Raw genomic sequence first — 23,510 nt, 5'->3', positions numbered from 1 at the left:
TTCGCATGAGCCTTACGCTTAATCGCAGGCATGTTATGTCTCTTGCAGGTGCAGCTGCAACGGGATTGGCTCTTTCCGGCAATGTTGCTTTTGCGCAGTCCCGCTCGGCTGATGGCTCTGTGGATGCCGCTAAAGTTGCCGAACCAGGCAAGCTGAAAGAGATGATTTACGGCAAGGAAGATGCTCCTGTCACCATCGTTGAATATGCATCTTTGACATGCCCGCATTGCGCAGATTTCACCTTAAATACTTTCCCGACGATCAAAGAAAAATACATTGATACCGGCAAAGTACGTTTGATTTTCCGCGAATTTCCTTTTGACCCGCGTGCGACAGCTGCTTTCATGCTGGCACGTTGCGCACCAGAAGACCGCTATTTCCCGATGGTTAATGTGTTCTTCCAGCAGCTCCAGCAGTGGGCAATGGCACAGGACGGTGAAGCTGCATTGTTGCAGATTGCCAAGCTTGCCGGCTTTACACAAGAAAGCTTTCAGGCTTGCCTGACTAATCAGGAACTGCTGGATGATATTAACGGCGTTCGTGAACGTGGTTCATCTTACGGCGTTAATGCCACACCAACCTTCTTTATCAATGGCCAAAAATATGCCGGATCGCTTTCCGTCGATGATATGTCAGCCATCATTGATAAGCTTCTCTAAGCCTTATTTGACCGATTTAGTTGGTTTTCAAAATCGCGGGCACCATCCGGTGTCCGCTTTTTGTGCTTTAATAATACGATTTGGAAAAGAGTGACCCGATGCGCTTTTCCAAACTCCGCCTGCTTGGATTTAAATCTTTTGTCGAACCGATGGAATTTATCATCGAAACCGGTCTGACCGGTGTCGTTGGTCCCAATGGATGCGGCAAGTCCAATCTGGTGGAAGCCTTGCGCTGGGTGATGGGAGAAAACTCCTATAAAAACATGCGTGCCTCAGGCATGGATGATGTTATTTTTTCAGGCTCAGGATCGCGGCCTGCCAGAAACTCTGCCGAAGTGACATTGTTTTTGGATAATAGTGATCGTACCGCACCACCTCATTATAATGATGCAGATGAATTGCAGGTTTCGCGGCGTATCGAGCGTGAGGCCGGTTCCGTTTATCGTATCAATGGCAAAGATGCGCGCGCCAAAGATGTGCAGCTTTTATTTGCTGATCAGTCAACTGGCGCCCGTTCGCCGTCAATGGTCGGGCAGGGGCGCATTGGTGAGTTAATTCAGGCAAAGCCGCAGGCGCGTCGCGCATTGCTGGAAGAAGCGGCGGGCATTTCAGGTCTTTACAGTCGCCGTCATGAGGCGGAATTGCGCCTTCGTGCTGCGGAAAGCAATCTTGAGCGCTTGGATGATGTGGTTGGCGAACTGGGGTCGCAAATCGAAAGCCTGAAAAGGCAGGCACGACAGGCAAACCGTTTTAAAAATCTTTCGGCTGATATTCGTAAACTGGAAGCAACGCTTTTGCATTTGCGCTGGTCTGCGGCCAAGGCACAAGAGGCGGAAGCACAGTCTACTTTGGCTGAGGCCACTATTGCGGTGGGCGATAAAGCACAAGCGCAGATGAATGCGGCTAAAGAGCAGGGTATCGGCGCTTATAAATTGCCGGAATTGCGCGTGCAATCGGCAAAAGCTGCGGCGGCTATGCAGCGTTTGAACCTTGCGCGCGGGCAATTGGATCAGGAGGCGGAGCGTATCCGTCAACGTCGTTCTGATTTGATGAAGCGCTTGGATCAGCTGGGTGCAGATTTAAAGCGCGAAGAGCAATTATTGCGTGAAAACGCTGATATTATCACGCAGCTTGAGCAAGAAGAGCAGCAGTTGCAGGAAGCGCATGTGCGATCAGCCGAGCGTGATGAAGAATTGCAATCGCTGTTTGATGTAGCTGAGGAAAAGCTGCGTGAGAGTGAAACGCTTTTAGCAAGCGTCACGACAGAGCGTGCTAATGTGATGGCAGAACGCACGCAGATGCAGCGTGCATTGCAGGATTTGCAGGAGCGGCGTGATCGCTTTTTCAAGCAACTGGAAAATATGCAAAGCGAGATTGGTACGGTTGATGCCGAATTACAGCAATTACCATCGGTGGCCGAAAAGCAGGCCGTTTTAAAAACGGCTGAGGAAGAAGCCGGATATTGCGAAGAAACAGTTTTTGAAGCCGAAGCGCAGGTTGAAGAACTGCGCGATGCCGGTGCTGCCAGCCGCGAGGAACTGGACAAAATCCGCGGGCACTTAAACCGGATTGAGACTGAAGCGCAAACACTGCAAGGCATTTTGGCGGCAGGTGTAACGGGTGAATTTACGGCCGTATTGGAACATTTGAAAGTGCGCTCCGGCTATGAAGTGGCACTGGGTGCGGCGCTTGGCGATGCACTAACCGCGGCTCTTGATGATGAGGCACCGACTTATTGGACATTGGTGCGAGAGCTGCCAACTGATCCGAAATTGCCGGATGGCGTGAGGCCGCTTAAGGATTATGTGGAAGCGCCTGAGCAATTGGCACGCCGCTTAAGCCAGATTGGAATTGTTGAAGGTCAGGGCGCCGCAGGATTACAGGCGCAACTGGCTGTTGGTCAGGCACTGGTTAATTTGCAAGGCCAGCTTTGGCGCTGGGATGGATATGTTGTGCAGCCGGATGCACCGACCATGGCTGCACAACGTCTGGCGCAGCAAAATCGTCTGGTAGAATTACAGATGAAAGCCATCAGCGTTAAGCGCGATGTTGACGCACAGACGGCGCGTGTCAGTGCTGATGAGGGGGCTTTGCGCGAGGCGGTAGAAGCCGAACGCATCAGTCGTGATCGCTTGCGCAATTTGCAAAAGCAAATTCAGGAAGCGCGTGAAGCTTTAAGTGCCGCGGAGCGGGTAACGGCACAATTGACAAGCCGTGCCTCTGCATTGTTGGACGCAAAAGAGCGTTTGCAGGAAAATCTGGAAGAAGCGCAAATTCATTTAACCGATGGGTTGGACTGGCTTGAAAAACTGCCTGCCATTGATGAAATTGAGGCGCGGCTGAATAAAGCCACTCATACCGCTCAGCAAGACCGCAATGCACTGGCTGAGGCGCGTGCGGCTTATGATGGTTTGCGTCATGAGGCAGTTTTGCGTGAAAACCGTTTGGCAATGATTGCGCTAGAGCGCAAAAATTGGAAGTCGCGCATTGAAAACGCCAATGAACAGGTGGTTTCGCTTCAAGATCGTCAGTTTGAAGTACAGGCAGAACTTGAGATCCTCGCCGAAGCGCCGGATGAGTTGGATCGCAATTTACAAAATCTTCTCTCCGAACTCAGCATTGCTGAGGCACAAGTCAAAGAGACATCCGACAATCTGGAAGTGGCGGAAGCCGCGCAATCTGTGCTCGACAAAACTGCAATTTTAGCCATTCAGGAATTGTCCGGTGCGCGCGAAATACGCGCCCGAGCAGAAGAGCGTTTGACGGCAGCGGAAGAGCGCCGCAAAGAAACCGAGCAGCGTATTGCCGAAGCGCTGCAATGTCCGCCGCACGAAGCTATCCGCCAGACGGGACTGGCGCCGGATGATAAATTACCGGAAGCCGAACAGCTTGAGCGTCAGTTGGAGCGCCTGAAGATTGAGCGTGAGCGTCTGGGTGCAGTGAACCTGCGTGCCGATGAAGAACAGAATGAATTATCGACGCGGCTCAATGATATTGTCAGTGAGCGTGAAGATATTATCGAGGCAATTAAGAAATTGCGCCTTGGTATTCAGAACTTAAACCGTGAAGGGCGCGAGCGTTTGCTGGCAGCGTTCTCGGTGGTTAATGCGCAGTTCCAGCGGTTGTTTACGCACTTGTTTGGCGGTGGAACAGCAGAATTACAGCTGATTGAATCCGATGATCCGTTGGAGGCGGGCTTGGAAATTCTGGCGCGTCCTCCGGGTAAAAAGCCGCAAACTATGACGCTTTTGTCAGGGGGCGAGCAGGCATTAACTGCGATGGCGCTGATTTTTGCGGTGTTCTTGACCAATCCGGCGCCGATTTGTGTGCTGGACGAGGTGGACGCACCGCTCGATGATCATAATGTCGAGCGTTATTGCAATTTGATGGATGAGATGGCCGCCTCCACGCAAACACGCTTTGTGGTCATCACACATAATCCGATTACCATGGCGCGGATGAACCGTCTTTATGGTGTGACCATGGCTGAGCAGGGTGTCAGCCAATTGGTGTCGGTTGATTTGCAGGCTGCTGAAAAGCTCATTGAGCCTGCGTGATTTATCGTCAATTTTTTATTTCGATTGACGCCATGTGGCGCGTGCAGCTTTTTCAATATTGTTCAAAGCATTGGAAAAGGTAGAACTCAATAAATAGAACATGCCGAATGTTGGGCTCCAATAATCAGTTTTCAACGGAATACGCTTGATCATCGGTTCAGGATTATGCCGGTGTATGGAAGGGCGCGCATTGAAGGTGGAATAGCCTAAGCCTTCTTCAATTAAACGCCGTGCCATTTCGGTGGAATTGACCATATAACGTGTATTGGGGCGGATATTATGATGGTCAAAAAGGCCGCTGTAATAAGAACTGGCACCACCAAAATTTGGAAAAATAAACGGCTCATTTGCCATTTCGGACAATTCCAGCTCTTCTTTTTGCGCTAATGGATGCGCTGCATTGACCGCAATATGCACTTGGGTGGGGAAAAGTTCGACAAATTTGAGCGACGGATGCAGGAAGTCGTTAAGGCCAAAACCGGCAATGAGTTTTCCGGTACGCACTGATTCCACCAGATTGGACGATTCAAGTTCCACAATATTAAAGCGGGAAGATGGGACCGTTTCGCTTAAATTTTTAATCAGCTCCGGCACTACCATTGCACCTACATTGCCGATTACACCAATGGTTAGCTCCTGCTCATTTTGCTTGGCGATACCTGCAACCTGATGCTCAAATTGTGCTTTTGCTTCAAAGAGAGGTTCAGCCAAAAGCAGGAAACGCTGGCCTTCGGTGGTCAGTGATACGCCTTTCGCCGGTGTCCGAAAGAAAAGTCGCACACCCAGTTCGGTTTCAGCAATGGTGATTGCTTCACGTATGGAGGAGGGGGAAATGTTGATCAGTTGCGCTGTTTGCGTGATGGAGCCGATATTGGCAACATGGCGGATATATTCCAGCTGCCGAATGCTGACGGATTTAAACATTTTTCCTCCCAGAAAGATCATTTTATGAACTTAATACAATAGAAAATGCATTTTTTATATTATTAAATATGCTCTATGGTAAAGTTACCTTGGGAGGGTAAGTTATATGAACAAACTTCTGTCTAAAACTTTGTTTGCGGCCATTGGTCTTGCATTGTCGTCCACTGTTGCCATGGCGGATAAAACCGAGCTTACGGTTTCCAGCTGGTTGCCTATGACGCATCACATCAATGCAGGTATTTTACAGCCTTATGCAGAACGGGTCAGTGAAGCGACCGACGGTCGTGTGACACTCAATTTCTTAAGTAAAGCACTCGGCGCGCCAGCAGAACATTTTGAACTGGCTCGTAAGGGCATGGCGGATATTACCTGGGGTAATTTCACCTATGAGCCAAAGCGCTTTGCTGTTTTTACATTGTTTGAATTGCCACTGCTCAGCTCTTCGTCAGAAGTCAGTTCCGTTGCGGCATGGAACACTTTTGATAAATATATGCGCGGCACATTGAAGTCGCTGGATGGCGTTGAGATCTTGGGCATGATGCAGCTTGATCCAGGCCAGATCAATATGCGCGACAAAGCTGTTTTAAGCCCTGACGATCTTAAGGGCAAGAAAGTGCGTGCCGGCGGTCCTGTGCAAACAGCATTGCTGGATGCAGCTGGCGCTGTTTCCATTTCTGCACCGCAATCAAAGTCCTATGAGCTGCTTTCCACCGGCGTTGTCGATGGTACATTCTCCAATACGGAAGCACTTGGTGGATTTAAGCTGTTTGAAGTTCTTAAATATCAAACAGAAATTAAAGGCGGCGCGTATAATGGCAGTTTCTATATTGCCATGAATAAGAAGAAATTCGACCAGCTTTCGCAGGAAGATCGTGAAGCGATTATCAAGATTTCTGGTGTTGAATTGTCGCGCGCGGCTGGTCAGGACTGGGATCATTCCAGCTCGGTTGGTAAAAAAGAAGCTGCGGCTAATGGCATGAGCTTCGTTGAGCCGGCGCCGGAATTGCTTGCACTGATTGATAAGGTCAAGCAGCAGGAACAGGCTGTCTGGATGGAAAGTGCTAAAGCTGCCGGCATTGAAAACCCGCAGGAAGTTATGGACTTTTTCTTCGCTGAAATCGAGCGACTGGAAAAAGAAAAGAACTGATCGGCAGTTTCTTTTCCTAGAAAGCTTTTATTCCAAATACTAAAATAAAATGCGGGATATGCAGGGGGATTTCTCCCTGCATGTCTTTTGCGGAGCTGTCTCATGTCTATGAAAACACTCTTTGAAAAGCTGGCGCTTATTCCGGCTATCTTGTTGCTTATACTGGGTCTGCTGACATTTATCGATGTGACGGGACGCAATCTGTTTGCCGCTCCGTTGCGCGGTTCTTTTGATATTATATCTTATCTTGTAGCTGCAGTGGTCTTTACCTCAGCGCCTTTTATCGCGCGTTCCCGCGGGCATATTGTCGTTGATCTGCTTGATCCGCTTTATTCCCCGCGTACCCGTCAAATCCGTAATGGTATCGTCGAGATTATTTGCGCTGGCTCCATGCTGCTTTTATGCTGGTGGGTCGGTGTTTACGCTTGGGAAGCTTACGAGTTTGATCGTGTTTCGCCGGATATTTCGATTCCAATCTGGCCTGTGGCAGGTCTGTGTTCACTCACGAGTTTTATAACAGCCCTTATTCATCTTGGGCTGGCAATCAGTGATTTTCGCGGAAAGGAATAAGCCATGACAGTCACTTTGGTTGCATGTTTTATCGTTGTTGCGCTGGTATTCTTACGTATCCCTGTTGGCTTTGCGATGTTGCTTGTCGGTATTCTGGGTATTGCCCATGTGCGCGATATGGATCTGGCGCTTGGCCTTCTCGGTTCGACTACAATGGAAACCGTTGTTTCTTTTGAACTGTCGGTTATTCCGCTATTTCTTTTGATGGGTAATGTCATCAACCGCGCTAATATCTCGCGTGAACTTTACGACTGCGCTAATAAATTTGTCGCGCATCGTCGTGGTGGTTTGGCGATGGCTACTGTTATGAGCTGTGGTGTTTTTAGCGCTATTTGCGGCTCTTCCTTGGCAACTGTTGCAACGATATCGAAAGTTGCTTTACCTGCCATGCGCCGTCACAATTATTCGGACGAGCTTGCAGCCGGTGCGATTGCTGCGGGTGGTACGCTGGGTGTGCTTATTCCGCCGTCCGTATTGCTCATTCTCTATGGTCTTTTGACTGAAACCAGTATTGGTCAGCTTTTTGCCGCTGGTTTCATTCCTGGTATCATTGGTGTTGGTTTTTATCTTCTCGCTGTGCAGGCAGCCGTTTGGTACAAACCGTCATTAGGGCCTGCTGCTGAGCGTTTTCCTTGGAGCGAAAGACTGCAATCCACCAAAGGTGTTTTGCTGCCGGTTCTTCTGTTCTTGGTTGTTATCGGTGGTATTTATGCAGGCTTTTTCACTCCGACCGAATCTGCTGGTATTGGTGCTGTTGCATCGCTGATGATTGCTTTCGGGCGTGGAAATTTCAACCTCACAGACCTCAAAGAAGTGCTGATTGAAACTGTGTTGGTCAGCGCATCTCTGTTCTTTATCCTGATTGGTGCACTGTACTTCTCCCATTTAGTCACGATTTCAGGTTTCGCTACCAGTGTTCTTGAAATTCTCGGTACTGCAAATACATCGCCAATGCTGGTGATCCTGGGCATTATCCTGATCTATCTGGTGCTTGGTTGCATCATGGACAGCATGGCCATGGTGATGCTGACTGTGCCGATCTTTGCACCATTGGTTATGAGCCTCGGATTTCATCCGGTTTGGTTCGGCATCATTGTCGTTGTTGTTTCAGAAATCAGCTTCATCACTCCGCCGATCGGTATCAATATTTTCGTGCTGCGCTCGAACCAGCCGGATCTGGCGATCTCGACCATCTATCGCGGCGTGACACCATTCTGGATTTCCGATCTGTTTCGTCTGGCGGTTCTCACTCTATTCCCGGCGTTGTCGCTCTGGTTGCCGTCCATCTTATTCTGATCTGTAGGTGTCTTTTCTTATGACTGTATTCGAGTACTTTAATTCCATTCATGATGAAGTAACTGCATGGCGCCGCAGCCTGCATGCCATGCCGGAACTTCTTTATGATTTGCCAAAAACCAGCCAATTTGTGGCCGAGAAACTACGTGAATTCGGCGTTGATGAAATCACTGAAAATATCGCCCAATCGGGTATTGTTGCGGTTATTAAAGGTGCGCGTGAGGGCTCCAAGCGGATTGGTCTGCGCGCTGATATGGATGCTTTGCCAATTCCGGAACAAACCAATCTTGCCTATGCTTCCAAGCATGAAGGCCTGATGCATGCGTGTGGCCATGACGGCCACACTGCCATGCTGCTTGGTGCGGCGCGTTATCTGTGTGAAAACCGCGACTTTGCCGGTTCAGTTGTGCTGATCTTCCAGCCAGCCGAAGAAACGGGTGCCGGTGGCAAAGCGATGATTGACGAAGGCCTGTTTAAAAAATGGCCGGTTGATGCCGTCTATGGTTTGCACAATCAGCCGGGCATTGAAATCGGTCATTTCATCTGCCGTAAAGGGCCAATGCTTGCCTCTTCAGACGAGTTCGACATTACCATTCACGGTAAGGGCGGCCATGCGGCTGCACCACAAACAGCCATTGATCCGCTGATGGTGGCGTCATCCATTTTGAGTGCGGCGCAAGCAATCGTTGCGCGTAATTTGTCGCCATTTGATTCAGCTGCCTTGTCGATTACTCGTTTGCAAGCTGGTGACAGTTACAACACTATTCCACCATTTGCGACAATGTCCGGCACGATCCGTACCTTAAATGAAAAAGCCCGTGCGATGATGAAAGAGCGCTTACGCCAAGTGGTTGAGCACAGTGCTGCACTGCATGGTGCAACTGCTGAGCTTAATATCAAAACCGGTTATCCGGTCTTGGATAATACACCTGCCAATGCAGCATATATTGCGGATGTCGCACGCTCCATCGTGCCGGAAAGTCAGGTCAATGGCGATTGCACACCAATCCTTGCCAGTGAAGACTTTGCCTTCATGCTGCAAGAGGTGCCGGGCGCTTACATGCTGATGGGCAATGGTAGCACGGCTTCATTGCATAATGCCGCTTATGACTTCAACGATGCAGCCATTCCTTATGGCAGTTCGTTCTTGGTTACAGCCGCTTTGAACACGCTGAACGAAGCGTAAGTTTTAAAGTGAAAATATGAGTATCACGGGCGGTTTGTCCGGCCTGTGATACTCAGGCTCTTTGTTATAGTGCTTTTAATGTTTGCAAAACGGTTTGTGTTGTGCGGGCAATATGGTTGCGAATAATCTCGGTCGCGCCCTGAATGTCACGATCAAAGGCTGCATCAAACAGAGCTTTATGTTCTGATGCAATGTCGCGCACGCCAACAGATTGTTTGCGTGAAAGATGGCGGTAGCGCTGGTGCTGCTCATAGATTTGCTGGCGCATGCGCATCACCCATTGAGACGGGCAGGCCGCAACCATCGTTTCATGGAAAATTGCGTTACGGCTTTCCCACTCAATGAAATCTGTTTCGCCCTGAATGACCTTTTGCTCTGCGCGTTCTAACCGGTGATAGGCCGCTACCAATTGCGTTTCCCAGTCTTCATCGCCGTGCAAAAATGATTGCCGCAGCGCTTCAATCTCAAGCAATGTGCGCGTTTCACCAATGTCATAGGCATCTTCTGCTGACATAGGAGCAACAGTGAAGCCGCGTTGACCTTCCAGCACCACAAGATGTTCACTGGAGAGACGCGCCAAAGCCTCACGCAGAGGGCCGGCACCAAGGCCATATTTCTCACGTAAGGTTTCGATCTTCAGTTTTTCATTCGGCAAAAAAGCACCAAACACAATGTCTTCGCGCAATTGGCGATAGGCTTTTTCAGAGTTTGTCTTTTCAGGCGATGAAAGTTGTTTGTCTAACATAATCAGGCTCCTGACCGGAGATTAGCAGGCGTATTAAAAAAATCAATATTCTAAATATTATTGATAAAGCATAAAATATCGATTTTATTGTTGACTTGGATATAAAATCGATATTTCTTAAAGGGGATATCTCTTTGGGAGGAGACGTGTATGAATACCCGCTTGGGTCAGGCGCATGAGGATGGAACTGCTACGATGGAGCAGGGCGTGCGCACGAATGGTTTTACCGGTTTCTTATCGTTTATTGACGGATTGATTGCGCGCGCTGAAACGCTCGTTGCAGGGCTTCTGGCGCTGGTAATTGTGATTTTGCTGCTTATCAATGTTGCAACGCGTACCTTTGGCATGCCGTTGTTCTGGGTTGATGAACTGGCAATTTATGCCATGGTTTGGATGGGTTTCTTAGGTGCGTCCCTCGCAATCCATTATCGCCAGCATATTGCTGTGACCGTTTGCATCGACTTTCTGCCGATCCGTGCGCATATGTTCATGCTTGCCATAATAGACGCCATGATGCTCTTCCTGTTTGTGGTTCTGGCTGTCTTTGTATGGCAGTGGTTTGATCCGATCGCCGTTTTGCAGGCTGATTCTCTGAGTGAGATCGGCGCGAAAACTTTCAATTTTATCTATGATGAACCAACGACAACGCTCGGTGTCCGCAAGTTTTGGTTCTGGCTGATCCTCCCTGTTTTCTGTGTTTTTGTCACCATTCATAGTGTCAAAAATCTGGTCGACAGTGTTCGCACATTTTTTGAATCAGCCGGAGCGGAGGTGGTAAAATGATCGCCGGATTGAGTTTTGTTGGTCTTGTTATTGCCGGTCTGCCAATTGCATTTATTTTGCTGGCTGTGGCGATTATTTACATTCTTTCCAGTGGCAACACTGTGCTGCTGGCATCATTGCCGCAGCAGTTGTTTGGCGGCCTGGAAAGCTACGGTTTGCTGGCGCTGCCACTTTTCATTTTGCTGGGCGAGTTGATGAATGAGGGCGGTATTGGTCGCCGTCTCATGGGACTTGCTATGTCCATTATCGGTTCGGTTCGCGGTGGTCTGGCTTATGTAAACCTGCTTGCGAACGTGATGATGGCATCGATTTTGGGTTCAACCGTCGCGCAGATTACTGTCATGTCGCGTATGGCTGTGCCGGAAATGGATCGTGCCGGTTATCCGCGTGATATTTCTGCGGCAATTACCGCAGCCGGTGGCTTGCTGGCACCCGTTATTCCGCCGTCCATGCTGTTTATTATTTATGGTGTGGTTGCGCAGATTTCGATTGGTGATCTGTTCGTAGCTGGTGTTGTGCCGGGCCTGATGATGGCCGTGTCGTTCTTTGTTGTTATTGCAATTCTTGGCCGCATTTATAATTTCCCGGAAGGTGAGCGTTATAACTGGTCACAGCGTTTTAAAGCACTGTTTGATGCACTGCCGGCGGTGATTATTCCGGTAACGATTATTGGTACTATTTTGGGCGGTATCGCAACACCGACAGAATCTGCTGTCATTGCCATTGTTGCTTCCGTTTTGGTTGGCCGCTTTGTTTACGGTGAATTAGAATTTTCTCACCTTGCACCGGCATTTGTGCGTGCTGCACGCGGTGCGGCGGTGGTGTTGTTCCTGATCGCGGCTGCACAGGTTTTCTCATGGGTTATTACCTTTGAAAATCTGCCTGCAACAGTTGCTGTTTTCTTGCAGTCGCTGACTGAATCGCCAACCGTGTTCTTGTTGCTGGTTGTTGCACTGCTTTTAGTGCTTGGCATGTTCACCGATCCGATCCCTGCAATCATTCTGGTTGTTCCGGTATTGCTGCCGGTTGCGACAAATGTTTATGGCGTTGATCCGTTTCATTTCGGCATGATCGTTTGTTTGACACTTGTTGTTGGCCTTCTGACACCACCAGTTGGCACCGGCTTGTTTACCGCCGCCTTGATGACAGGCGTGAAGGCAGAACGTATCGCCTTGATGACGATGCCATTTTTGTTGGCAACCATGGCGGTTATTTTGGCAATTGTCTTCTTCCCTGTTTTGTTGAAATTGGTTTGAGGGCATCACCATGACCGTTCAACAAAACACAACAGTCCAAAAAGTGATGAATATCACCGTGATCGGTTGCGGCACCATTGGTGCTGGCTGGGCTGCAACTTTTGCCGCTGCCGGACATCAGGTTAAGGTCTATGATCTTAATCCGGCATCCGGCAAGCGCTTGGCCGATGTCTGGCAGCAGGCATTGCCGGTTTTGCAGCGTATTGGTGTTTGTGTGGAGGCTCCGCAGCCTCCGTCATGGACCGATGATCTGGATGAAGCGCTTTTCGATACGCAGTTCATTCAGGAAGCACTGCCTGAACGACTGCCGCTGAAATTGGAAATTTTGGCGCGTATTGAAGACAAGATTGCCGATGATGTGCTGATTGCATCCAGTTCCTCAGGTTTGAGCCCAAGCCAGATGCAGGCGGAAATGCGTGTGCCGCAGCGTTTGCTGATCGGGCATCCCTGCAACCCGCCTTATCTGATGCCACTGGTGGAAATTTGTGGCGGTGCGCAAACAGCACCACAAACATTGGATCGAGCTGAAGATATTTATCGGGGTCTCGGCAAATCGGTGCTGCGTTTGCAAAAGGAGGCTTCTGGCCATCTGGTCAATCGCTTGCAGGCAGCCCTTTGGCGTGAAGCTGTTCATCTTGCGTCGCAAGGCTATGCCAGTGTTGGCGATATTGAAAAGGCGGTCACGCAAGGCTTGGGCGCACGTTGGAGCATATTGGGGCCGACAGCGATTTTCCATCTGGCTGGTGCCGATCAGGGGTTGGCCAAATTTCTCGATGATTTAGGCACTGAAGTTGAAAAATGGTGGAGTGATCTGGGCACACCGGAACTCAGCGATGAAGTGAAACAAGTGCTCATTAAAGGCATGGATGCGGCTGCCGGAGAAGAAACATCTTCAGCTATGGCGGCGCGCCGTGATGAGCAGGTGGTTGCGATGATTGAAAAGCAGCAATCACTTCAACGCAAACATTAAGGGTTCTGATGCGTAAAACCGCATCAAAATATATTATCTGGGAGGAAATCAGATGAAGTCATTATTGAAATTAACGCTTGCAACCTTAACAGCCACGGTTGCACTTGGTTCGCTTGCCAATGCTGCCGATTATCGCATCGGCTTGATTACACCGCCATCACACCAGTGGAGTGTGCAGGCGGTTGAGATGGCCAAAACGCTGAATGAAAAAACCGATGGCCGTGTTAACTTGTTGGTTTTCCCAAGTGGACAGCTGGGCAGCGAAGCGCAGGTATTGCAGCAGATGCAGGCAGGCGCGGTCGATTTTTCTTTCATGACGCTTGGCGAATTTGCCAATCGTAACGCTAATTTCGGCGTTTTTCTGGCGCCTTATCTCGTCAAAGATATTGATGGCGCACAGGCCCTGCTTAAAGGCCCGACCGCACTGAAAATTCTCGAAGAGGTTAAACCTCTCGGTCTTGTTGGTTTTGGTTATGGTATGGCCGGTATGCGCCAGATCGTTATGCGCGGCGATGTCAAAGACGGTGCCGATTTGTCGGGTAAGAAAATCCGCACCATTCCGCTCGCACCGGAATTGGATTTCTGGAAGAAACTGGGTGCTGCACCAACACCAATGCCATTGCCTGCACTTTATGATGCTTTCGCCAATGGACAGGTCGATGGCATGCAGATCGATTTTGAAGGCACCTGGAACAGCAGCTACTATGAACATGCGGGCACTATTCTCGATAGTAACCACATGATGTTCCCGATGGTTGCTGTTGGATCAGCGCGCAAATGGGCAACGATTTCACCGGAAGATCAGGAAATCCTGCGCACCACCATGGTGGAATATCTGGATAAGATCGTGTCCTCATACGATCAGATCGACAAAGATTATCTGGAGAAACTCAAAGGCACCAAGGTTCAGGTCAAGAGCGTTGACCGTAGTTTCTTCGGCGCACCAATTGATGACTGGTACAAGGAATGGCGCGAAAAAACGCCGCTTCTGAAGGAACTGGAAGCGGAAGCAGCTGCTCTATAATCACAAAATCCCCCTTGGAAGCGATGGCTTTCAAGGGGGGATCAAGACTTTTACTAACCCTGTAATTTTAAGAGTGAGGCTTATGACTTATACACTGCGCGAATTGCGTTACGTGCGTTTTGGTACGCAGGATGCTGCCAGCAGCCATCAGTTTCTGACAGAAATTGTCGGCCTGGAAAATGCCGGTAAAAAAGACGGCTCTTATTATTATCGCTCAGATGCGCGTGCTTACAGCGTCAATATGGTGGCAGGTGCTACAAAGCCGGCAATCGCCATCACTGTTGCACGCCGTGAAGATCTGGACGCTTTGGAAAAACAACTCTCAGCGCATAATATTGCCTCGGCATTCGGTAATGAAACAGAATGCGCTGAACGTCTGGTGAAAGCCTATTTGAGCTGCACTGCGCCCAATGGCCTGATCGTTGAATTTGTCTGGCGTCCGATGACCAGCGGCTGGCGCTATTTCCCAAGCCGTGATGCGGGTGTGACTGAGTTCCAGACAGTATCGCTGCGCTGCAAAGACATTGCTGCCAACGAGTATTTCTGGACAGAAGTCATTGGTGCCAAAGTCTCGGACTGGGTGGGGGATACCGCTTATATCCGCCTTGATGACAAGCACCACGCCATTGCGCTTTATCCGTCTTCGCGTGACGGTTTGATGGGCATTACCTTCAATGTCGAAGGCATCAACAATATCATGCAGAATTTCTATTTTTTCCAACGCCAGCAATTGCCGATTGTTCACGGTCCCGGCCATCATCCGGCATCTGACCAGATATTTGTCACCACTGAGGCCATGAAAATTGCCGGTCAGAATGATGAGCCGCTGATGGTGACCTATGCCACCGGCATGCTGACAGGTGAAGAAAATTTTGCCAATCCGCCACGCCAATATCGCCACCAGCCGCGCTCTTATTGCGAATGGGGCTCTTATACCAGCGTGCCGGAATTTGCCGGAGATAATGTGTAAGCCCGCGTTGTGGGTTGGGCGCGTGAACAGCCAAATTTCAATTTATGCCTGATAAAAGGAGGCACACATGATTGAGTTGAGTGACGTCGTTTATTGCCGGGTTGGCACTCAGGATCTCGAAAGTGCTGAGGCTTTTGCAACAACTATTCTGGGACTTGAAGTGGCAGAGCGCACCAAAGGTGCGATCCATTTCAAATCAGATAATCGCGACCATACGCTGTGTTATTTCGAAGGTAATCCGGAAGATCATGTGACATCTTTCGAGCTGAAATCGTCTGCTGAATTACAAACAGCAGCGGCTACTTTGGATGCGCTCGGGCATAATGTGCAATATGGCACCCCCGCCGAATGCGAGATACGTCATGTGCGCGAATTTATTCGCTTTAATGATCCGACCGGCAATGTGATCGAGTTTATCGTGCGTCCCAGCATGTCGGGGGTTGAATATCACGGTACCCGTGATGCCGGTATCACCGGTTTCAGCCATGTCGGTTTCTATTCCACCGATGTGGAGCGGGATGAAAAATTCTGGACAACGGTTTGTAATGCACGCGTTTCCGATCGCATCGGTGATGCACCATTGATGCGCATTGGTGCGATCCATCACACGATCGCACTATTTCCGGGCAATAAAGCGGGCATTCAGCACATCAATCATCAGGTGGAATCCACCCATGATATCCAGCGCTCCAGCAATTTGCTGCGTGATAAACAAGTGCCGATTACCTTTGGTCCGGGTCGTCACCCGACATCTTCAGCACAGTTTCTCTATTTCCGTGGCCCCGATGGTATGACCTATGAATATTCCACTGGCGTGTGCGAAATTCATGACGAACCATTGTGGCGTGATCGTCAGTTTGCCTTTGAGCCGAAAGGTTTTTGCCTTTGGGGTGCAAGCCCTAAAATTGCAGCCTTTTCGGAAGGGGATGACTAAGCATGTCTGTGAATATCAATGAAGCCTCTGTGACGGTCAGAAAAGCCGCCCGTGCCTTGGGGCGCAGTGGCTTGGTGCATGCCTACGGGCATTGCTCCATGCGCCTTGATGCCGGCACTTTTCTGGTTTGTCCGGCTTCACCGCCTGGTTTGGTTGGTGTGGGCGAAGAGTGCACCGTGCTGCAAGTACATGAACCTTTGCCGGAAAATGTACTGGGCGAGGTGCGCCTGCATCAGCAAATTTACCAAAACCGTGCCGATGTAAACGGCGTGGTGCGCTTTATGAGTCCCAAAATGATGTCGCTGGCTGCGATGGGTTTGAGCCCTAAGCCGCGTCATGGTTTTGGCTCTTATTTTGCGCCGAGCGTTCCGCTTTGGGATGATCCGCAGCTTATCCGTGATGATGAGCGGGCACAAAAAGTCATCCGCCTGATGGGTGAGGCCAAGGCCGTGCTGATGCGCGGCAATGGTGCCGTTGTTGCCGGTCAGTCACTGGAAGAGGCGGTGGTGCTGGCTTGGTATCTGGAAGATAGCTGCCGCGTCGAACTCGATGTTCTGGCCAGCGGTATGGCGCAACATGCACCCGTTTTAAGCAATGAAGAAGCTGCACAACGTGCGACCAAAGCAGGCCGCATCTTTGAAAGAATGTGGCAGTTTTTAACGAATGATGATGAAGAGTGAACCGGATTATGACTTCAAATAAATCAACTGGCGCAGGCGCTGCCGGTACTGAAATTCTCAACTTTATCGGCGGCGAATATCGCAAAGGTGGCGGTCGCCTGTTTGAAAATTATTATCCGGCAACCGGTCAGGTGCATGCCCATGTGCATGAAGCAAGCCGTGAGGATGTTGATCTGGCAGTCGGTGCTGCCAAGCAAGCACTCAAAGGCCCTTGGGGACGAATGAGCGTTGCTGAACGTCTGTCGATTTTGCGCAAAGTGGCTGATGGTATTCAGGCGCGTTTTGATGAATTTTTGCGTGCCGAAATCATGGATACAGGCAAGCCGCGCTCTATTGCCAGCCATATCGACATTCCACGCGGTGGTGCAAACTTCAATGTGTTTGCAGATCAAATCGCATCTTTAAGCACTGAAGCATTCCAGTCGGCAACACCGGATGGTGCAGGCGCTATCAACTATGCCATTCGCGTTCCGCGTGGCGTGATTGCGGTCATCTGCCCATGGAACCTGCCGCTGCTGTTAATGACATGGAAAGTAGCGCCAGCCATGGCTGCCGGTAACACGGTTGTGGTTAAGCCATCGGAAGAAACACCTGCAACAGCTGCTCTTTTGGGAGAGGTTATGAATGCTGCCGGTGTTCCGGCCGGTGTTTATAATGTCGTGCATGGTTTTGGTGCGGATTCCGCCGGTGAGTTTTTGACTTCCCATCCGGATGTAGATGGCATCACCTTTACCGGTGAAACCTCAACCGGTGAAGCAATCATGCGTGCGGCCTCGAATGGTGTGCGTCCTGTTTCGCTTGAACTGGGTGGCAAAAATGCCGGTATCATTTTCAATGATGCTGATCTTGCCAAGGCGATTGAAGGAACAGGCCGTTCCTGCTTTGCTAATACCGGTCAGGTTTGCCTTGCAACCGAGCGTCTTTATGTTCAGCGCGGCATTTTTGAAGAATTCTGTGCCAAGCTGACCGCGCAGGCCAAATCCTACCGTTTTGGTGATCCGTTTAATCCGGAAGTGACCATGGGGCCGTTGGTCAGCGACATTCATCGCCAGAAAGTGCTGGGCTTTTATGAAAAAGCCAAAGCAGAAGGTGCAACCATTCTTTGCGGCGGCGGCACACCGGATGTGGCTGGTTTTGAAAATGGTTATTTTGTTGAGCCAACCCTTTGGACAGGCCTGCCACAGACATCGGAAATCGTCACCAATGAAATTTTTGGTCCTTGCGCGCATATCAGCGTGTTTGACGATGAAGAAGAAGTTGTCGGCCTTGCCAATAACAGCCCATACGGGTTGGCAACCGCAGTCTGGACAGAAAACCTAAGCCGTGCGCACCGCGTTGCTTCACAGATTGATGTGGGCATTGCATGGGTAAACAGCTGGTTCCTGCGTGATCTGCGCACCCCGTTCGGCGGCTCGAAAAAGTCCGGTATCGGTCGTGAAGGCGGCAACCACTCATTCGAATTTTACACAGAGCTTCGCAACATCTGCATCAAGCTTTAATCGCATAATCAGGAAGTAGAATACTATGTTGAACGATCAGGAACGCTCGCTTGCCATTGAAGCTTTGCTGGAAGCCCATCGCAGCAAAAAGCCGTGCACACAATTATCAACCCAGTGGCCGCATATCACCATTGATGATGCTTATGCGATCTCCCATGCGGTTGCGCAAAAGCGTATGGCAGGCGGCGCACGCATTGTCGGCCATAAAATTGGCCTGACATCAAAGGCCATGCAGGCTTCCTCTCAGATTGATGAACCGGATTACGGCCATATCTTTGATGACATGCTGCTCAATGATGGTGCTAAAGTCCGTCATGCTGATTTCTGTGTTCCGCGTGTTGAGCCGGAGCTGACCTTTGTGCTGAAAGAGCCGCTCAAAGGCCCGAATATCGGTCTGGTTGATGTGCTGCGCGCTACAGAATATGTCATTCCGTCCATCGAAATCATCGATGCGCGTGTGCAGAACCCGCGTAAAATCTTTGATACTGTTGCAGATAATGGCGCAGCCGCTGGTCTGGTGCTTGGCGGCCGTCCGGTGCGTCCTGAAGAGATTGATCTGCGTTGGGCAGGTGCCGTTTTCTATCGCAACTCCGAGATTGAAGAAACAGGCCTTGCTGCCGGCGTGCTTGGTCATCCGGCCATGGCAATTGCATGGCTTGCCAACAAGCTTGCGCCATTTGGTGTGACATTGGAGCCTGGTCATCTGCTGCTTTCCGGTTCGTTCACGCGTCCGGTCTGGGCTGATAAGGGCGATACACTGCATGCGGACTTTGGCCCACTCGGCAGTGTTGCCGTTCAGTTTGTTTAATAGGTTTGATCATGGATGTGAAAACAAACCCGTTTAAGGCAGCCATGCGCTCACGCACCAAGCAAATTGGTGTGTGGAGCATGAGCGCCAGCCCTGTAGCGGTGGAAATTATCGGCAATAGCGGCTTTGATTGGGTCTGCCTTGATGCAGAACATTCACCGGTTGATATTTCCAATCTCGTGACACTCTTGCATGCAGGCTCCGCTGGCAAAGCGCATCCGGTGGTGCGTCCGGCATGGAATGATCCTGTGCTGCTCAAGCGCGTTCTGGATGTGGGTGCGCAGACGGTATTGGTGCCTTTTGTACAAAATGCAGAAGAAGCACGTCAGGCTGTTGCGGCTTGCCGCTATCCGCCTGAAGGTATCCGTGGCGTGTCGGGAAGCTCGCGTGCATCGGCCTATGGTCAGATGAACGGCTACCTGAAAAAAGCCAATGATGAGATCTGTGTGCTGGTGCAGCTTGAAACCGGCAGTGCTTTGCAAAATCTGGAAGAGATTGCGCAGGTTGAAGGTGTGGATGGGGTCTTTATCGGCCCGTCTGATCTTGCCGCATCGCTTGGCCATTTGGGTAATCCCGGCCATCCGGATGTGCAAAATGCTATTCAGGAAGCGATTGAAAAGCTCAATAAGCTTGGCAAGGCCGGTGGTATTTTAACCACTGATATTGCGGCGGCACGTAAATATCTCGAATGGGGCTTTACCTTCGTGGCTTCGGCGCTGGACATTCAGTTGCTGATGGGGGGCTTAAAAAATGCCCTGCATGAAGTGACAAAAGATTAAAATATAAAAACCGGCTTCTATAATCAGAAGCCGGTTTTTTAATATGCGGAATTTCTGTGTACTGAGAATTCGCCGTAGTCGAAATAAAACAAAGCTATGTCTTAGCGCGGCTAAGAAGTAAGTTGCGTTTTTAATTTTTATAATCTCAGGAAAATAATGGCTGGGGCGCCTGGATTCGAACCAGGGAATGCCGGTACCAAAAACCGGTGCCTTACCGCTTGGCTACGCCCCAACAAAACGCAAATGAATTGCGATGCGGTTGGCGAACCTATAGCCGCTTAAAAACTGAAGTGCAATCCGGATATGTGGTTTTCCTGTAAGTTTTTTCAAGGAAAGTACAAAAAATTGCAATTCTGTGGAGAGTTCAGGCCATTTCGCATTTTATTTATTATAAATCTCTGTATTTCAGTGATTTAAGGCATGTTGCTCAAGCATAAATGATGCGATTATAGGGCGAAAATAGGCCGGATTTGAATCGGATGTGGCTGATTATGAATTTGGGGTGCAGGTGGTGGAATCAGTAATGTCTCAAATAGTTATTGCCTTCATATCGGCAATGCTGCTTTGTGCGGTTCTATTAGCGGTGCTGTATTATCTCCTGCCTCGTCATTTCTTGGCAGCTCAAAAGAATGCCCGTTCTAATCACACCATTCCGGCACGCCAGATTGGTGGTTTGGCTTTAGTGCCAACGATATTAATTCTGCTTGGTGTTTTTCATTCCCTTACCGGCTTAAGTGGCAGCACAGTGGTGTTATTGGAGTTTAGTGGCTGGCTTTTATGGCTGACGGGGCTTTTGGACGATCGTTATGACATCTCCGTACGCTTACGCCTGAGTGTGCAGCTACTTGGTGCTGTTCTTGGTGTTGCAGCCCTGGGAAATGATTTTCAGCTCTTCACGTTTTTGCCGTTTTGGCTTGAGTTCTGCCTGCTTGTTTTTGTGATGCTCGTTTGGATCAATGTGACCAATTTCATGGATGGTCTTGATCTGATGACGGTGAGTGGTTTGGGAATTCCGGTTTTATGGATTGCTGGCTTTGCAAGCCTTGGTTTGGCTGGTATGAGTGCCGGTTATCTGGCGGCATTAATCGCTGGTGCAATAATCGGTTTTGCGTTCTTTAACCGCCATCCGGCCAAGGTGTTTTTAGGCGATTCCGGTAGCCTGCCGCTCGGTATGTTAAGCTGCTTTGCATTGTTGTTATTTGCGCAAGAAACATCCATCTGGTTGGCGCTTCTTCTGCCGCTTTATTATGTGCTGGATGCCTCAACGACGATCATCCTTCGTTTGCGGGAAGGTGAGAATATCTTTGAAGCCCATTCTCGTCACGCCTATCAAAAAGCCAAGCGAGCAGGACGCTCGGTCTGGGCGGTTATTGGCTCGGTAGCACTTTTGAATGCTGCTCTTGGGGCGGCTGTGTTTATCTGGCTGTTAAAGCCCGAACTATGGGTGGAGCTTAGTGTTTGCTTTGCAGGACTTGCTGTTGCCAGTGCCTTGCTGCTGAAATTCAGAGCCAGTTAAGATTTAAAAGAGAAACTAAAATATCGCATACGCTTAGAGGCTTTCTCTCAAAGCGTATGCGTTTTATTATAATGCTTGATAGTACAAGCCTATACTTCTTCTGATGAGGTTTCTTCTTTGAAACCAGCACTATTCATCTTGGCAAAACACCAGACAATGAAGGCTATGGCAGCAACGCCCATTAAATAATACCAACCCATTTTATGTTCCCTTATGTTTTTAAGGTATGTTGGCAGTATTATTGGGAAAATGTCTAGTTAATAATTACACCGTCCTTACAGTCATCATAAGGGATGATGCTGAACAGCACCTCACGCAGGGTTTCATGGTCATTGGATGCAAGCGCATTGTTCAAACGGTCAAGTGCTTCATAAATATCAATATTTGCTTTTTGACCACGAGGTGAGCGCATGATTTTTGGGTGACGTGTGGTTTGTACCAGCTGAGGATCATAAAAAAGTTCCTCAAACATTTTTTCTCCCGGACGAATGCCGGTTACCTCAATGGCAATGTCACCTTGCGGGTTTTTAGGGTCTTTGATGGTAAGACCGGCAAGGAGAATCATATTCTCGGCCAATTCCCTAATGCGGATTGGTTCGCCCATTTCGAGCAGGATAGTGTCGCCGGTTTGTGCCACACCACCGGACTGAATAATGAGTTCTGCTGCCTCTTTGATCGACATGAAATAACGGGTCATTTTTTCATGGGTCAAGGTGACAGGGCCACCTCTGGAAATTTGCTCGCGAAAGAGTGGCACGACGGAGCCGTTGGAACCCAACACATTGCCAAAGCGCACCGAATAGAAGGAACTTTTCGGGTTGGAGATCTGGGCGATTTCACCATATTGATAAATGATGAGCTCGGCCCAGCGCTTTGTTGCTCCCATGATATTGGTTGGACGCACCGCTTTATCGGAAGAAATCAATACTAATCGTTCAACTTTGGCTGAAACCGCTGCCTGGGCAACATTGACGGTGCCGATGACATTATTGCGCACGCCTATGATCGGATTTTTCTCGACCAATGGAACATGTTTATAGGCTGCACAATGATAAACAATATTGACACCATGATCGCGAATGGTTTTTTCCACTTCGGCACGATCCAGAACAGTGCCCAGTACCGGAATAATCTCGCAAATATTAAGTGCTTGCAGGTGGCGTTCGGCTTCGTAAAGCGCAAATTCGCTGACCTCGAAAAGAACGAGGCGTTTCGGTGATAGGTTGACAATTGCACGGCATAATTCGCGACCAATAGAGCCGCCAGCACCGGTAACCATAATTGTTTTGCTCTGAACCACTTCCGATAAAAGTGATTGATCGGGCGGCACAGGCGAGCGTCCCAAAAGATCGTCAATCTCAACATTACGCAATGCGCTGATCAGATATTTACCCGCGGACAGATCAGCAATGGGAGGCAAAATGCGGGTTTTAACAGCTTGGCGACCCAGCATATTGGCATATTGCCGACGCTCAGCAGCGCTTAAGCTTGGATCGGAAATAACAACCTGATCTATACCATAATTTTCAATCAGGGATGGAATACGGTCAGGCGCATAGACGCGTAAGCCGGCAATATCCATACCAATTATTGCAGGATTGTTATCAATGAAGCCATAAACTCTGGTCTGGCCGTGACTGCGCAAGGCTGTTGCTAATTGGCGTGCGGGAGCGCCACTGCCAACAATTAACGCCTTGGCAAAATCTTTATAGCTATTGGTTGTATGTTGCAAAATCCATTTAGCGCTGAAGCGGCTGGACGTAATCAGCACCGTACTGATGAGCCAATAGAGAAGCGGAACGGAACGGGGTGCGCCTCGGCCGCCATTTAATTCCGTTAAAAAAATAACTGTTACCCATAAAAGCGCAACAGCGCTACAGGCTTGAAAAATAGACCAAATAGCACGTTCAGGCAGATATCGTATGATGGCGCGATAAAGGCCGTACTTGATGAAAACTGGTAATGCCAGAAAGGGAACCGTGATCATCAGCAAAAGCTGTGATTGATTGGGCTGAAAAGGAAACCCAAGCCGCAAGCTAAAGGCGAGATAAGCACTGATTAACAACAATAAGCAATCAGTGATAGCTAAGATAAGTTGTTTTGTACGGCGCTCTAATTGGGCAATACATGTAAACAAGGTCGTAAAATTCTTACTCAAAGTATTCCTCTTAACTTCACTCGACCTTGCTTGAAAAGATGATTCAAGA

20 protein-coding genes and 1 tRNA gene are annotated in these 23,510 nt (G+C 49.4%); 17 read left to right on the top strand and 4 right to left on the bottom strand.

Going from position 1 to position 23,510, the window contains the following annotated elements; all coding sequences use genetic code 11:
• The first annotated feature begins 5 nt into the window (after nt 1-5).
• Together ABDZ76_RS01980 and smc are read left to right on the top strand one after the other, a co-directional pair.
• On the top strand, nt 6-659 hold the full coding sequence (locus tag ABDZ76_RS01980) for a DsbA family protein (RefSeq protein WP_343800568.1): 654 nt from the start codon (nt 6-8) through the stop codon (nt 657-659).
• A gap of 98 nt (nt 660-757) precedes the next feature.
• Complete coding sequence (gene smc / locus ABDZ76_RS01975; RefSeq protein WP_343800565.1) at nt 758-4,216, top strand: chromosome segregation protein SMC; 3,459 nt, start codon at nt 758-760, stop codon at nt 4,214-4,216.
• Nucleotides 4,217-4,231: 15 nt separating this feature from the next.
• On the opposite strand, the gene ABDZ76_RS01970 is transcribed toward smc, so the two are convergent.
• Nucleotides 4,232-5,140, bottom strand: coding sequence for a LysR family transcriptional regulator (locus tag ABDZ76_RS01970; RefSeq protein ID WP_343800562.1), 909 nt, complete (start codon nt 5,138-5,140; stop codon nt 4,232-4,234).
• Between the two features lie 106 nt (nt 5,141-5,246).
• Between ABDZ76_RS01970 and ABDZ76_RS01965 the strand changes: the two genes are divergently transcribed.
• The 4 genes from ABDZ76_RS01965 (at nt 5,247) to ABDZ76_RS01950 (ending at nt 9,339) form a co-directional block, all read left to right on the top strand.
• Nucleotides 5,247-6,287, top strand: coding sequence for a TRAP transporter substrate-binding protein (locus ABDZ76_RS01965; RefSeq protein ID WP_343800559.1), 1,041 nt, complete (start codon nt 5,247-5,249; stop codon nt 6,285-6,287).
• A 102-nt stretch (nt 6,288-6,389) separates the two neighbouring features.
• Nucleotides 6,390-6,857, top strand: a complete 468-nt coding sequence (locus tag ABDZ76_RS01960) for a TRAP transporter small permease (RefSeq protein WP_343800556.1) — start codon at nt 6,390-6,392, stop codon at nt 6,855-6,857.
• Nucleotides 6,858-6,860: 3 nt separating this feature from the next.
• Complete coding sequence (locus ABDZ76_RS01955; protein WP_343800553.1) at nt 6,861-8,153, top strand: TRAP transporter large permease; 1,293 nt, start codon at nt 6,861-6,863, stop codon at nt 8,151-8,153.
• Nucleotides 8,154-8,172: 19 nt separating this feature from the next.
• Complete coding sequence (locus tag ABDZ76_RS01950) at nt 8,173-9,339, top strand: M20 aminoacylase family protein (protein WP_343800550.1); 1,167 nt, start codon at nt 8,173-8,175, stop codon at nt 9,337-9,339.
• A 64-nt stretch (nt 9,340-9,403) separates the two neighbouring features.
• Here the strand turns inward: ABDZ76_RS01950 and ABDZ76_RS01945 are convergent, their stop codons facing one another.
• A complete protein-coding gene (locus tag ABDZ76_RS01945; RefSeq protein ID WP_343800547.1) occupies nt 9,404-10,084 on the bottom strand; it encodes a GntR family transcriptional regulator in 681 nt (226 codons plus the stop codon).
• A 150-nt stretch (nt 10,085-10,234) separates the two neighbouring features.
• Between ABDZ76_RS01945 and ABDZ76_RS01940 the strand changes: the two genes are divergently transcribed.
• The 10 genes from ABDZ76_RS01940 to ABDZ76_RS01895 all read left to right on the top strand — a co-directional run bounded on the left by ABDZ76_RS01940 (nt 10,235) and on the right by ABDZ76_RS01895 (nt 19,787).
• Complete coding sequence (locus ABDZ76_RS01940) at nt 10,235-10,867, top strand: TRAP transporter small permease (protein WP_343800544.1); 633 nt, start codon at nt 10,235-10,237, stop codon at nt 10,865-10,867.
• The gene (locus ABDZ76_RS01935) at nt 10,864-12,123 is read left to right on the top strand and encodes a TRAP transporter large permease (RefSeq protein ID WP_343800541.1); all 1,260 of its coding nucleotides are present in this window, start codon (nt 10,864-10,866) and stop codon (nt 12,121-12,123) included. The genes ABDZ76_RS01940 and ABDZ76_RS01935 overlap by 4 nt, the downstream gene beginning before the upstream one ends.
• 10 nt (nt 12,124-12,133) lie before the next feature.
• Nucleotides 12,134-13,093 carry a 3-hydroxyacyl-CoA dehydrogenase NAD-binding domain-containing protein gene (locus ABDZ76_RS01930; protein ID WP_343800538.1) on the top strand — a complete coding sequence of 320 codons (960 nt, stop codon included), beginning with the start codon at nt 12,134-12,136 and terminating at the stop codon, nt 13,091-13,093.
• A gap of 52 nt (nt 13,094-13,145) precedes the next feature.
• Nucleotides 13,146-14,117: a TRAP transporter substrate-binding protein gene (locus ABDZ76_RS01925; RefSeq protein WP_343800535.1), complete on the top strand. Its 972-nt coding sequence runs from the start codon at nt 13,146-13,148 to the stop codon at nt 14,115-14,117.
• A gap of 82 nt (nt 14,118-14,199) precedes the next feature.
• Nucleotides 14,200-15,087 carry a VOC family protein gene (locus tag ABDZ76_RS01920; protein ID WP_343800532.1) on the top strand — a complete coding sequence of 296 codons (888 nt, stop codon included), beginning with the start codon at nt 14,200-14,202 and terminating at the stop codon, nt 15,085-15,087.
• 67 nt (nt 15,088-15,154) lie between these two features.
• Complete coding sequence (locus tag ABDZ76_RS01915) at nt 15,155-16,021, top strand: VOC family protein (protein WP_343800529.1); 867 nt, start codon at nt 15,155-15,157, stop codon at nt 16,019-16,021.
• A 2-nt stretch (nt 16,022-16,023) separates the two neighbouring features.
• Nucleotides 16,024-16,701 carry a class II aldolase/adducin family protein gene (locus ABDZ76_RS01910; RefSeq protein WP_343800526.1) on the top strand — a complete coding sequence of 226 codons (678 nt, stop codon included), beginning with the start codon at nt 16,024-16,026 and terminating at the stop codon, nt 16,699-16,701.
• 8 nt (nt 16,702-16,709) lie between these two features.
• The gene (locus ABDZ76_RS01905; protein WP_343800523.1) at nt 16,710-18,200 is read left to right on the top strand and encodes a 2-hydroxymuconic semialdehyde dehydrogenase; all 1,491 of its coding nucleotides are present in this window, start codon (nt 16,710-16,712) and stop codon (nt 18,198-18,200) included.
• Nucleotides 18,201-18,225: 25 nt separating this feature from the next.
• Entirely contained in the window at nt 18,226-19,008 is a 783-nt protein-coding gene (gene hpaH, locus ABDZ76_RS01900) for a 2-oxo-hept-4-ene-1,7-dioate hydratase (protein WP_184220498.1), read from the top strand.
• Between the two features lie 11 nt (nt 19,009-19,019).
• Entirely contained in the window at nt 19,020-19,787 is a 768-nt protein-coding gene (locus tag ABDZ76_RS01895; protein WP_343800518.1) for an HpcH/HpaI aldolase family protein, read from the top strand.
• Nucleotides 19,788-19,944: 157 nt separating this feature from the next.
• Here the strand turns inward: ABDZ76_RS01895 and ABDZ76_RS01890 are convergent.
• A tRNA-Gln gene (locus ABDZ76_RS01890) sits at nt 19,945-20,019 on the bottom strand.
• 291 nt (nt 20,020-20,310) lie between these two features.
• Here ABDZ76_RS01890 and ABDZ76_RS01885 point away from each other — a divergent pair.
• Complete coding sequence (locus ABDZ76_RS01885) at nt 20,311-21,303, top strand: MraY family glycosyltransferase (protein WP_343800515.1); 993 nt, start codon at nt 20,311-20,313, stop codon at nt 21,301-21,303.
• A 253-nt stretch (nt 21,304-21,556) separates the two neighbouring features.
• On the opposite strand, the gene ABDZ76_RS01880 is transcribed toward ABDZ76_RS01885, so the two are convergent.
• The gene (locus tag ABDZ76_RS01880) at nt 21,557-23,428 is read right to left on the bottom strand and encodes a polysaccharide biosynthesis protein (RefSeq protein WP_343802926.1); all 1,872 of its coding nucleotides are present in this window, start codon (nt 23,426-23,428) and stop codon (nt 21,557-21,559) included.
• Nucleotides 23,429-23,510: the final 82 nt, after the last annotated feature.

The organism is Paenochrobactrum glaciei (genome assembly GCF_039522165.1).
Classification (GTDB): domain Bacteria; phylum Pseudomonadota; class Alphaproteobacteria; order Rhizobiales; family Rhizobiaceae; genus Paenochrobactrum; species Paenochrobactrum glaciei.
The sequence above is the reverse complement of the archived record's forward strand: the minus strand, read 5'-3'. Positions and strand labels throughout refer to the sequence as shown.